The organism is Sulfuricurvum sp., assembly GCF_028713855.1.
GTDB lineage: Bacteria > Campylobacterota > Campylobacteria > Campylobacterales > Sulfurimonadaceae > Sulfuricurvum.
Genome location: NZ_JAQTNN010000008.1, coordinates 18,935 through 31,381 on the forward strand (window position 1 = coordinate 18,935; position 12,447 = coordinate 31,381).

Consider the following 12,447-nt stretch of genomic DNA (forward strand, 5'->3'; position numbering starts at 1 on the left):
TCCCCTTAATCTTTAAATTTGTTTGCTATTTCGGTAAACTGGTCGATGTTTGCCATAAACATATCGACCAGTTTTGGATCGAAATGACGACCTCGTTCATTGATAATTAACTCGATGATCTTATCCATCGGCCATGCTTTTTTATAAACTCTGTCACAGCTCAAAGCATCAAATACATCTGCCAATGCGATAATCCGTCCATAAATATGGATATTTTCTCCATCAAGCGCATTCGGATAGCCTGAACCATCCCATTTTTCATGATGTTCGTGGGCAATAATCGCAGCAGCTTGCAATAATGGACGATTGGAGTTTTTAAGAATATCATATCCGATATTGCTGTGCGTTTTCATCACAGTATATTCATCTACATCCAGTTTGCCCGGTTTCAGCAAAATTGCATCCGGAATTCCGATTTTACCGATATCGTGCATCGGTGCAGCACTGTAGATTAACCGTATTTGTTCCTCTTCCAAGCCATAAAGTTCCCCCAGTAATTTGGAGTATTTAGCGACACGACGTACATGGTTTCCTGTCTCTTGGGATCGAGTCTCCCCAACCTCCCCCAACAATGAAAGCATTTCATGCTGCGTTTGCCATATTTCATCATTCAGATCAAAGAGTTCAGAGACATCGTGACTGATGCTGATAAAATCGATGATGTTGCCAAACTCATCCAAAATCGGTTTAATCGTCGTATCGGTGATGTAGCGTTCCCCGTTTTTTTTGAGATTTTTTATGCTCCCCGTCCAGGTTTGTTTGCTTAAAATAGTTTTCCAAAGATTTTCATAAAATTCCGATGACATATCCGGATGGCGAAGTATCCGGTGTCCTTTGGAAAGTATCTCATCAGAATCGTAGCCGCTGGTCTTGCAAAAAGCATCATTAGCGTATATGATATTCCCCTGAAGATCGGTTTTGGTGACGATCGTTGAGATATCGACAATCTCTTTGTATTGTTCTAACAGCGTCGTTTGATGAATCAAATCTTGTTTGAGCTGAGCGGTAAATTCATTGACCTTACGCTGATTGTAAATATTCGTGACCACTTCGTGAACAATTTTGATCATATTATCCGTCTGAATCGGTTTGAGAAGAAACTGAGCCACTCCCAGATTGATAAGTTCCAGCAAATAGCTGCTCTCTTCACACGCCGACGTGATAATAATAGGCTGCAACGGATTTAGCTCTTTGATTTTTTTTACCATGGTGACACCGTTCATTTCAGGCATTAAAATATCGGTTATGACAATTTCAAACACTCCGCTTTGGTACAGTTTGAATCCCTCTATGCCGTTGGAAGCCGTTTGAACATTAGAGAAAATCGTCTCTAACAACAACTTCGTATTTTCGCGTATCAACGGCTCATCTTCGACGTATAAGATTCTCATTCCATCGGCTAATAATGAGAATTCATGTACCATCTCTTTAAAGGTCATTTCGTTTCCTTTTCATACGGTAATTTAATTGTAAAGATAGTTTCATTTCCCTGACTATTCACACTTATCATGCCGTGGCAGTGGTCTTGAATAATCATTCGACTCATATACAGTCCCAAGCCGGTACCGTTGTTTTTTGTCTTCGTCGTAAAATACGGGATGAAGAGTTTATTGATGATCTCAGGAGCGATTCCTCCGGCATTGTCACGGATCGAGATAATCCCGTATTCATCATCTCCATCCAGAGTGATCCGGATATGACCGTCTAAAATTCGTTTCTCGACAAAGGCATCCAGCGAATTTTTCAATAATGCAATCAAAACCTGCAGCACTTCATTACGATACGTAAAGAGTTTCGGATCGTGCAAAGAGATTGTTTCCACCAAAATTCCATGATTTTTTAGCGTATGATCAACAAGGCTCAAAGCATTATGAATGAGTATCGAGATATTAAAATGCTCTTTAGGTTTATCGGGACGGAAAAAATCCCGATACGCTGAAATAGTTTGAGAGAGGTGGGTGCTTTGTTCCTCGATTTTTTTCAGATTATCGATCAGGTGAATGTTGTTCTCATCTTTCATTAACTCCTGTAAACGCATTTGAGAAGTTATGGCATTGATAATTGCCAATGGCTGTCGCCATTGGTGGGCAATCATCGAGATCATTTCCCCCATCTGAGCCTGGCGGGTATTCATTCTGAAAATTCTTTCCTCTTCGATATGCTCGGTAAGGTCTCTTGCGATCATGATAAGTTTATTTTCATCATTATCACTAAAGCCTGAAAGGGTAAATTCGATGATTTTGATTTCATCAGGGGCATTATAAAGTCGAAGCGAACACTCATCGGTTACGTATTGTCCCTGATACGCTAAATCAAGATAGTAGTGAAAACTCTCTTTTCGGCACTCTATGTCATAGGCCAAATCGAAAATATCTTTGCCGATCAAAGTTTCTTTATCCGTACCAAACAATGATAATGCCAGCCCATTGCAGTCCACGATCGTATACTGTTCTAAAACGATGATCGCCTCATGAACCGATGCAAAAATCGTCCGATAAAATTTTTCGCTCTCTTTAATCTGCAACTGTGTTCGACGAATCTCCGTGATATCGGTATAAGCACCGACCACACCGGAGATAGGGCCATCAACGTCTTCTCTCAAGGGTACTTTGGACGTCCTTAACCAACTGGTGTCCTCTACCCCTCTCTCCTGCGGTTCTTCGTAATTAATTCTCGATATACCGCTTTCAATCACTTGATGATCATCCAAACGGTATAATTCAGCCTGATCGTGCCAAATCAACTCATCATCACGCTTTCCGACTATTGATTCCGAATCATCCAACCCCGCATCTTGGGCAAACAAATTATTGCATCCCAAATAGACCGACTCTTTATCTTTCCAAAACAGCCTCACCGGAGCTGTATTGATAATAGTTTTCAAAAGCGTCCCCTCTTGGATAAGCCGTCGTTCTGCCTGACGCTGTGCCGTCATATCGATACAGATTTGTAAGGTTCCGCTAATCGTATCTTTTGTTTTGATAGGGCTAATCGTGTATTGTTTGTATTTATCCGCAAAGGCCACTTCAAACGTACGGTATTCCCCTTTCTCTATTGCCTGACATACTTCACATTCGGATTGGCTGATACCCGGTGGATGGAGTAAATCATGATTATTCTGTCCGACGAACTCATCGAAAACAGGGGTAGCACATTGTGCCGTTGCACGGTTGATCTGACGGATGATCCCCTCCGTATCAACAACGACCACAGGAACCGGAATCGCATCGTAAGCACTCGATGCTTTCGCCATCACCGAAAACGGTTCTTTAAGCGCCGTCACCACGATCCCTCTAAAAATCATCCAATAGGCAAAAAATTTCAGGATATGCCCAACTAAATTCATAAAGCCGTATACATCGATATAAAGGGTAAAACATCCCTCTGCAGCGATCCCGAGCAACAAAGACCAACAAATCGAACGATACATGAGCGGATGATAATTCTCTCGTTTGGAACGGTAGATCACCAGAGCGATCATGGATGCGAACATAATGGCATATTCGGATGCAATTTTTGTCGCCGTTAACCCTTCATTCGCCACATACATTGTCGGGAAAATCCCCATGAAGGTTCCGATATAGGCTCCCCCTGCCGCAACGGCGAACCAGCCAAATACTCTGCGCGGCGAGATCGTATCAAAACGGATAAAAGGGGCAATCAACAAGGTAGTAATCTGAAATATTCGGGCTGCAATCCATAAGGTTGTTGAAGGATTCTGAGTAGAAACGTCAGAATAAATATTCATCCCGTAGTAACTGAGCATATGAAACAAATCCAATATCGCTGTCCAGAAAAAACCGATTCCTAGAAAGAGTAAAAAATTGTTACGGGTGAATTTGTACATGTAATAGGCGATAATCGCGATAAGTACCCCTATGATCACCGCGAATAATTCAACGAGAACATGAAACAGTAGATACCCCTCGCCCAGCCGGATCCCCAATAAAAATACCATTAAAACAATCGGAGTGACCGTTTCAAACAAATCAAGTTTTTTAAACATTCTCTGCATCCTGATTTGTATGATTTTCGTATGGGAGTTTGATGGTAAACGTCGTTTCATTGCCTTCGCTCATCACCTCAAGCACTCCTGCACAGTGCTCTTCAATAATAATTTTACTCATGTACAGTCCCAACCCGGTACCGTATTTATGTTTGGTCGTAAAATAGGGGATAAACAGTTTATTCATGACATCCGGAGCAATTCCGCCGGCATTGTCATGAATAGTGACGATGCCATAGTGCTCATCCTGATCGATCGTAATAGAGATCGAACCTTGCGCACGACTCTCTTCAAATGCGTCGAGTGCATTTTTCAACAATGAAATCAATACCTGCAGCACTTCATTTCGATAGCTGATCAGTTGAGGGTCTTGTATCGATATTTTTTTGATCGTTATCCCATAATTTTTAAGGGTATGGTCAATCAGACGTAATGCATGATCGATGAGAGTCGAAATATTAAAGAGTTCTTTGGGCTTATCGGGACGGAAAAAATCTCTGTAATCCGTTATCGTTTGAGAAAGGTGGATACTTTGTTCCTCAATTTTGATCAGATTTTCGATCATGTGAGGATCATTCTCGTCTTTCATCAGCTCCTGTAAACGCATTTGAGAGGTTATAGCGTTGATTATGGCTAACGGCTGTCGCCATTGGTGGGCAATCATTGAGATCATTTCCCCCATCTGAGCCTGACGGGTATGCATTTTAAATAATTTTTCCTGCTCAATTTGGTCGGTAATATCACGGGCGATCAGAACCAGCTTGTTGCTGTTACTCCGGCCAAAACCTGAAAGGGTAATCTCAACGATCTTACTCTCATTATAATGGTTTAGCAATGTCAATGAGCACACTGTCGTTGTAGACTCACCTCGATAGGCAGCCTTCAGATAAAAAGCAAAGTCATTTTCCCGACACTCTATATGCGTAGCGGTATCAAAAATATTCATCCCCGTTAACTGTTGTTTCGTCATTTCAAACAGACGTACCGCTTCATCATTGCAATCGATGATAATGTCATCCGCTAAAATACAAACCGCCTCATTAATCGAGGCAAACATCGTTTGATAGAATTCTGCACTCTCTTTGAGTAACCGCTCTATTTTTTTTCGTTCGGTGATTTCCCGAGAGGAAGCATACAGATACTCTACCCCGTCTGCATCGACACGGCGTGCCGTGATTTCAACGTCGAACAAGGTTCTGTCTTTACGTCGGAACACCGTTTCAAATTTCATCGGAACAGCCGATACGGTATTCAATGCATGCACAATTTCTTCATCTGACAATTTTGCTTCCCAATCATATACTCTCAAACTCTGAGTATCATGTTCATCATATCCGAGCATCTGGAGAAACGACGGGCTGCATTCAATCAGATTTCCATCAGAATCGAGGATATGGATACCGTCAACGGAAGATTCTAACATACTTTGAAACCATGAACGGCTTAATTCAAGTTCAACCGTATTTCGCTGAAGCAGTTTTCGGCTTCGCAACAGCTCTACAATGGTATACATCAGGATAAAATAGAGTCCTAATCCCACCATCGCCGCAAAGATAGGATAAAAGTTATCCGTTGATCGGTCGAATTGCGGTGAACTGGAGTAATAAAGATGCCATGTTCTGCCGCCGATGGTCATGGTTGTATGGGAAGTATGTTCAGAACTATAACCGCTAAGCACAGAACGGTAAAGGAGATGCTCTTTGGTGCGCTGAGGAGTGTCATAAATCTCCACTCGAAGCGATTCGTCATGTTGACCGAGCGCCTCCATCAAATCGTTCATCCGAAACGGGCTGTACACAAATCCGATTAATGCATGACGGCGTTCTTCGATCGTGTCAAGACGTTCTCCTGTTTTATAAAATGGAAGGTACATCAAAAACCCTGCCTGTACCTTTTCATCGATTTCCTGAACCAATTTTACTTTTCCCGAAATCGAGAATTTGCCCGTATCTGCTGCCCGCTGCATCGCTTCGCGGCGGGTAGGTTCAGAGTACATATCGTATCCGATAGCAGCCTGATTCCGTTTGTCGAGGGGTTCGAGATAGAGAATGGCACTGTAGAATTCTCGTTGACCGGCAGGTCTGAGGGCAAACGAAGAGAAACCCTCACTCCTCATTTTTTCTTCTATCGGAGAAACCTGCTCAGGCGTCAGCATCATGGAATAACCAATCCCCTGCATTCCGGGGTAATAATTTTGGGGGTCAAGCGTCTGAACGAACTGATGCCACTCCTGTCGAGAGACATAACTGCTCCCTTGCATGAATCCGACGCCGCTTCGCAAGGCATTTTCATATCGGTGTATTCGTCTGTCTGTAGCATCACGGTTATCCTCCGCATAATGCTCAAATAGTTTTTGGGAACGCTCATATAACAATCGGTCCGTTCCATACCAAACGACGACAACGACAATCACCGATAAGACAAATCCCATGAGCGTAACAAACCGACTTTGTATAAAATCTGACGAGAGAGAAGTGCGAGAAATCATCCGTTTCAACATGGGCATCTCAAAAAAATTCGATATCGCCGGATTCGGCATCATCAGGATGAACCAAGGCGATAATCTGCTGGATACTGAGCGATGTCGGCTGATGAATATGGTGGATATTGCGCATAGCCATACTCTCTGTTGAAAAACGCTGAACATAGAGGCTTAAATCGATGCACACGGCGTCAAAAAGTCTTAATACCAAATCCGATTTATCCTTCAACAAAGCTATGAAATCATTTGCTTCGGCTATGAGACGGGCTAATTCTTTTAAATTTTCCGCCAATGGATCTAGAAAAGGGGAATAACGAAACAGGATATTGGATATTTTGGAAAGATCCTCATGGGTTTTGTGAATGTGGCGCATCTGCGCATTTTGAGTGTAAAGAGCAAGTTCATCGGGAATCTCATTTAACAGATCTCTCATCTCTTCGCTGTCATCGGCAATAAAAACTACTTTCTCTTCCCCTTGGTCTTCGTCTTTTGCAAAATACTCTTTTAAAAGTTCGGATCTCTCCTCCGGCTGAGTTTGTGAATAGAGTGTTCCAAGCTGCTCGTTTTTAACGTTAAGTGCATGCAAATGCGATGTAAGCAGTTTAACCACTTTTTTAAGCTTTTTTCGCTCCTCATGAAGGGTATCAAAGAGTTCAAGATTGACTTTTTGGGCATCAGCATCCCGACAAACCGGATAAAGCGCAGTGAGCATATCATTCAAATTTATCGGTTTTAGAATAAAACTGCTTATACCGTTGCGCATCAGATTGATAAGAATAGTGGATTCATCGTGCGCTGAAATCGCAATAATCTTTTGTTCGGGATTGATTTCCCGGATACGCTCAATCATATCGATCCCGTTCATCACCGGCATATTGATATCGGTAATAATGATGTCATAATGAGCGTCGTTGTATTGTGAAAGTCCCTCTTCACCATTTTGAGCAAGATCGACACGTGCGAAAAAAGGTTCAAAAACTTTTTTTGTCTCTTCTCTGAGTGCCTCGTTATCTTCGACATACAATACGTTCAATCGGAGAGAAAACTTTTGTAGATCTTTAAACGTAGCCATCTTTTACCCTTTACGCTCAACACTCTTATTGCTTCTCTTGAAGCATTCGATCCAATATCACAAAGACTTCGTCACTGGCATGTTCCATATCTTGGAAAACTCTAAAAAAATCTTCAGAACCGATACTTTTCGTTTGGATCAAATCGAATACTTTATGGGTTGAGTTATGAACAATCGCATGCGGAGATTCAAGCTGTCCATAACTCGGCGTTTTATGGAAAAAGTCGGCACCTTCACCATTATGATACCATTTTCCCAATCGGCAATTATGATGATCAACAAATGAAAACTGCTCTTTTTTCGATACGGCGGAAAGATAGGTATTGACTTTCCATATAACATGGTCAAGCTTTGCCAAATTCATAAAAATCCGCTCAGCGGTATGGGCAGTACTGATAAATGTCTGATTCATCATAGATGCATTTTGTTCCATGTTTTCATTGAAACTTCTGATGGAATCATTGGATTCGGAAATATTCTCCTGAATCAACTCAAACTTGTCGCCTATAGTCGAGACATCCTGTTTCATTGATTGCAGCGAAATATTAATTTCGCTGATCGCTTTATTGGTGCGATCGGCTAATTTCCGCACTTCATCCGCTACAACGGCAAAGCCGCGTCCGTGTTCACCCGCACGTGCGGCTTCGATGGCGGCGTTAAGAGCCAACAGATTGGTTTGGTCGGAAATATCTTTGATCAACCCTAAGATACTCGCGACATCCTGTGCTCTAATAGAGAGTGCCTGCACCGTATCCATCGAATCAGCCGCCAGGTGATTTAGGTTTTCCAATGTTTCCGAAATATTAGAGGATTTACTCACTAATCCGACGATATTATCCAACAGTGTCGTTGACTGCGCGATATTCTCTTTTGAAGAGGCAACAGACTGAGCCATATTGCCCTGAATATCGATCAGATTTTTTTTAAGCTGTTCATTTTGATACGCCATGACATCCGAAGCGTCTTGACATTTGAATTGTTCAGTTTGTGCTTGCAGAGATCCGTTTTTTTCGTTGAGTTCCTCTTTGAGTCGGAGAATTTCATTTCGCAGAGAATCATTATCATTTTTTACATTATTCAGCTCACGGAGCAAATTAGTGTCATCGTTAAACCATCCCATAAAAACATTCCTTCCTCAATTCTGTTATAAACCCTATTATAAACGAATAAAGTCTTAAAACAATCACAACCGCTAGAGCATCTCAAGTATACCGTTTGCCACTTGTGAAAGCGGCAGCTGTTTCTCGACGCCTCCCAATTCATAGGCTACTTTCGGCATGCCGTACACAACGCAGCTCGCCTCATCCTGACCGATGGTTTTGGCTCCCGCATTACGCATCGAAAGAAGACCTCGGGCACCGTCACCCCCCATCCCTGTCAGAATAACACCGATTGCATTCGCTCCGGCAATTTTAGCCACCGAGTTAAACAGTACATCCACCGAAGGACGATGTCCCGAAACCTTTTCGCCACTGCCGATTTCAACATAATAGCGCGCACCCGAACGACGTACGACCATATGATAATCCCCCGGAGCGATTAATGCGACTCCCGGGGTAATCGAGTCGCCGTTGCGGGCTTCGCGTACTTCCATTGCACACAATCCATTTAATCTATCCGCAAACGGTGCCGTAAAGTTTGCCGGCATATGCTGAACAATAACGGTTCCCGGGGCATTTCTCGGTAATCCCATCAATACGTCTTTAAGCGCTTCGGTTCCGCCGGTCGATGCGCCGATAGCCAAAATTTTATGGGTTGTTTCTGCCAATGAGGTGGTATTGGCTTGCTGAGGATTCGTCAAAATCCGCTTTTGAACACGTACTTTTGAAGCGACTTTAATTTTGGAGAGAAGCTCGTCTCGCATCTCATCTTTACCGTCATAAATATGCGAATGGGGTTTTGGAACAAAATCGACCGCACCTGCTTCCAGTGCTTCAAGCGTTGTTTTGGCTCCGTTTTGCGTTAATGATGAAACCATAATGACGGGAATAGGCATATAGTGCATGAGACGTTTTAAAAAGGTAATCCCGTCCATACGAGGCATCTCCACATCCAGACAAACGACGTCAGGACGCAGTTCAACGATTTTATCCCGTGCTATATAGGCATCCGAAGCGGTCGCCACCACCTCTATCATAGGATCGGATTCCAAAATTTCTCTCAAAACCGCCCGTGCGGTTGCACTGTCATCGACAATCAATACCCGAATTGCCATTTATACTCCCCCCTTTACCATATCGCTACGCTGCGCGTATTTTAAGAGCACTTTTCCCCGTTCCAAATCAAACTGAATCTTCCGTCCGTTTTGTCCTCCGACATCTTCGGCAACTAAAACAATGTTGTACTCTCGTAAAATCTCTTTGGCTACCAATATATTTTTTTGTCCGATCATCATCGCATCCGAAATCCCCATATTCAAAGAGGCCCCTCCGAATATTTTTGCTTGCAGATTTTTGGGATTTGATCCCTTCATGATCATACTTTCGATCAATTTTGGGATCGCTATGTTTCCGAACTTCGGTGATTGCAATCCGTTCCCGTTCCAAAACGGAAGCAGATAATGGTTCATTCCGCCGATACCCAGCGCAGTATCATACAAACAGACGGCAACGCACGACCCTAAGACTGTCGAAATCGCATGCGGCGCACTGTCCACGTGTATCTGTCCCACATGGATGAACGTCGAGCTTCCCTGTATCATCAGAGTTCGATTGCATCATCGAACGATTCAAATAAAAATTCATTTGAACCGCACGCATCGGAATCGGCACATGCACTTTGAAGCGGCAACGTAATAATAAAGGTCACTGATGTTTCATCGGTGGTGTAATCAATCCCGCCATCCATACGTTCACATAGCTCTCTGGCTACACTCAAGCCTAATCCCAGACCGTGATTCCCCTCCGGTCCTTCGGCAAAACGGGTGAAAATCTGAGGTTTATACTCAACCTGTGGCGCTTTCCCCTGATTTTTTATCGCAATAATCATCTCACTCTTGTTCTCGAAAATATCCACATGAACTACTTCATCTACGAGTCCGTAATCACATGCATTTCCCAAAACATTTTTGATGATAAGATAGAGTTTTTTGGGATCTGAAACTATCTTTTTGTCTAATTTATTGGTCACAGTTATCGTGATATTTTTTTCATTAATACGGTATTTAAATGCTTCAATCGCTTCTTTAACCAGTACTTTCGGATCGACAAGGGCATAGGTGATATCGATTTTACCGCTCTCTATCTCAGAAGCAGCCACCAAATTTTGAATACGTGAATCCAATAAAAGAGCTTCTTCATGTACCAGTGCAAAAATTTCCTTGCGTAGATCGCCGCCCATGGGGGCTAAATGGGGAATCATCCCCAAAATAGCCGTCATCGGATTGTTAAGTTCGCTTGCAATCAACGATAAAAATCGTGATTTTGCTTTTTCGCTTTCAATGAGCTGCTTGTTAAGCTCTAAAATTTTTCGGCTTAAAAAAGCAATTTCATCATTTTTAATTTTTTCCATTGATTATTCTTCCATTTTCTTGATTGTACGCATCTCTTCTTTTAGATGATTCAGCTGAGTATCAATAGCTTTTGATTTTTCTATCCTATGGCGATTTTCATTGGAAAAATTCAGACCCATTTTTTGCATTAATTCAATCTCTTGAGTCGTCTCTTTCACCAAACTTTTAAGTTGCGAAAAAATCACTCCGAAACGTACCGATTCATCATGACTGCCTGCCGCTTCGATAATGCCGTAAATCTGGATATAGCCCAAATACATCATTTGCTGCTCCAGTTGATCCAAATACTTCAGTGCCTCTTGTATATGCTGATCAAGCTTACGTTGTAACACATTGGATTTATTTGAATATTCCATAACCAAAGCAAACAAATCACAAATATTTTCAATGAGTTCCTCAATCTTCAACTCATTATCATTATGTGATACTTCCTGAATAAAATAAGTCACCATCTCAATCTGTAAACGCATCCCTGCTACGGAGAAAACAATGGCATTAAGCGCGAGTGACAATTGTTGCACAACGGTATCGATCTCGGCAATCAACGTATCATTTTGTTTGGCATTTAACCGGATATCGCTCGCTAAAACACCGAATGTCTCTCCGCCGTTTGCGACTTTGTACGATGAAACCGAAGCGTTCAATGACAAGAAAACAACATCACGTGCCAATTCACGTAATTTCAACCCCTTCTCTTCAAACATCGATTTTACCTGAGTAAATAAATCGATTTTTTCAAACCATTCATCGTATTGATTCATCAATTCGGTACTGTAGCAATACACCGTTTTAAGTTTTTCAAGCGTAGGTGAGGGCGCATGATAATCTTCATTAATCAGAGCTTTGGAAACGTTTTGTTGTCTCTCTTTTAACTCTTGCAATAATGCATCGTTCATAAAATGGTCATAATCTTCATATCCGTGCATTTTTAAGAGTTCGGGTAATAGTTGACCGCTCTCTTCCATGCCGCCATTGCCCTCAGTTCTCAACAACGTTGCATACACTTCTTTAATCGCTGCAAAAAGTTTAGTGTTCGGTTTGATCCGAATCGATATATAACGCTCCCCCAGTGGAAATACTGCTGCTAATACCCAGTAGTATCCCCCATCTTTGCTTTTATTTTTTACATAGGCGACAATCGGTTTCTCTGCCTTCAAATAATCCCATAATGTCTTAAAAATAATACGGGGCATATCGGGATGGCGGATAATGTTGTGAAAATTCCCGATTAATTCTTCTTTCGAATAGCCGCTGATTCGGACAAACACATCGTTACCCGACAAGATTGTACTGGCATGATCGGTGATCGAGAAAAAGAGTTCATTGATATCGAATTTGGCCTCTTTAAGTGCCAGAGCATGTTCTGTTTTGTCCAT

Annotated in this window: 9 protein-coding genes; all 9 read right to left on the reverse strand. The window is 42.2% G+C overall.

The features are described 5' to 3' along the window. Positions 1–5: 5 nt before the first annotated feature. On the reverse strand, positions 6–1,439 hold the full coding sequence (locus PHI47_RS08545) for an HD domain-containing phosphohydrolase (protein WP_299936201.1): 1,434 nt from the start codon (positions 1,437–1,439) through the stop codon (positions 6–8). Further along, entirely contained in the window at positions 1,436–4,006 is a 2,571-nt protein-coding gene (locus PHI47_RS08550) for an MASE3 domain-containing protein (protein WP_299936204.1), read from the reverse strand. Before PHI47_RS08550 ends, PHI47_RS08545 begins: the two co-directional genes overlap by 4 nt. Continuing rightward, positions 3,999–6,437, reverse strand: a complete 2,439-nt coding sequence (locus PHI47_RS08555; RefSeq protein WP_299936207.1) for a CHASE domain-containing protein — start codon at positions 6,435–6,437, stop codon at positions 3,999–4,001. The genes PHI47_RS08550 and PHI47_RS08555 overlap by 8 nt, the downstream gene beginning before the upstream one ends. Positions 6,438–6,513: 76 nt before the next feature. Next, positions 6,514–7,560, reverse strand: a complete 1,047-nt coding sequence (locus tag PHI47_RS08560; RefSeq protein ID WP_299936209.1) for a response regulator — start codon at positions 7,558–7,560, stop codon at positions 6,514–6,516. A 25-nt stretch (positions 7,561–7,585) separates the two neighbouring features. Next, positions 7,586–8,680, reverse strand: coding sequence for a methyl-accepting chemotaxis protein (locus PHI47_RS08565; protein WP_299936212.1), 1,095 nt, complete (start codon positions 8,678–8,680; stop codon positions 7,586–7,588). A gap of 72 nt (positions 8,681–8,752) precedes the next feature. After that, on the reverse strand, positions 8,753–9,775 hold the full coding sequence (locus PHI47_RS08570) for a chemotaxis response regulator protein-glutamate methylesterase (RefSeq protein WP_299936215.1): 1,023 nt from the start codon (positions 9,773–9,775) through the stop codon (positions 8,753–8,755). Then, a complete protein-coding gene (locus tag PHI47_RS08575; protein ID WP_299936217.1) occupies positions 9,776–10,261 on the reverse strand; it encodes a chemotaxis protein CheD in 486 nt (161 codons plus the stop codon). Next, the gene (locus PHI47_RS08580) at positions 10,261–11,070 is read right to left on the reverse strand and encodes a HAMP domain-containing sensor histidine kinase (RefSeq protein ID WP_299936219.1); all 810 of its coding nucleotides are present in this window, start codon (positions 11,068–11,070) and stop codon (positions 10,261–10,263) included. Before PHI47_RS08580 ends, PHI47_RS08575 begins: the two co-directional genes overlap by 1 nt. A gap of 3 nt (positions 11,071–11,073) precedes the next feature. Then, positions 11,074–12,447, reverse strand: a complete 1,374-nt coding sequence (locus PHI47_RS08585; protein WP_299936222.1) for a PAS domain-containing protein — start codon at positions 12,445–12,447, stop codon at positions 11,074–11,076.

What these genes read in the sequence shown, in the direction of transcription:
- PHI47_RS08560 (WP_299936209.1), bottom strand. Translation starts at nt 7,560, where the DNA reads ATGGCTACGTTTAAAGATCTACAAAAGTTTTCTCTCCGATTGAACGTA.
- PHI47_RS08555 (WP_299936207.1), bottom strand. Translation starts at nt 6,437, where the DNA reads ATGGGATTTGTCTTATCGGTGATTGTCGTTGTCGTCGTTTGGTATGGA.
- PHI47_RS08580 (WP_299936219.1), bottom strand. Translation starts at nt 11,070, where the DNA reads ATGGAAAAAATTAAAAATGATGAAATTGCTTTTTTAAGCCGAAAAATT.
- PHI47_RS08570 (WP_299936215.1), bottom strand. Translation starts at nt 9,775, where the DNA reads ATGGCAATTCGGGTATTGATTGTCGATGACAGTGCAACCGCACGGGCG.
- PHI47_RS08575 (WP_299936217.1), bottom strand. Translation starts at nt 10,261, where the DNA reads ATGATACAGGGAAGCTCGACGTTCATCCATGTGGGACAGATACACGTG.
- PHI47_RS08565 (WP_299936212.1), bottom strand. Translation starts at nt 8,680, where the DNA reads ATGGGATGGTTTAACGATGACACTAATTTGCTCCGTGAGCTGAATAAT.
- PHI47_RS08550 (WP_299936204.1), bottom strand. Translation starts at nt 4,006, where the DNA reads ATGTTTAAAAAACTTGATTTGTTTGAAACGGTCACTCCGATTGTTTTA.
- PHI47_RS08545 (WP_299936201.1), bottom strand. Translation starts at nt 1,439, where the DNA reads ATGACCTTTAAAGAGATGGTACATGAATTCTCATTATTAGCCGATGGA.
- PHI47_RS08585 (WP_299936222.1), bottom strand. Translation starts at nt 12,447, where the DNA reads ATGGACAAAACAGAACATGCTCTGGCACTTAAAGAGGCCAAATTCGAT.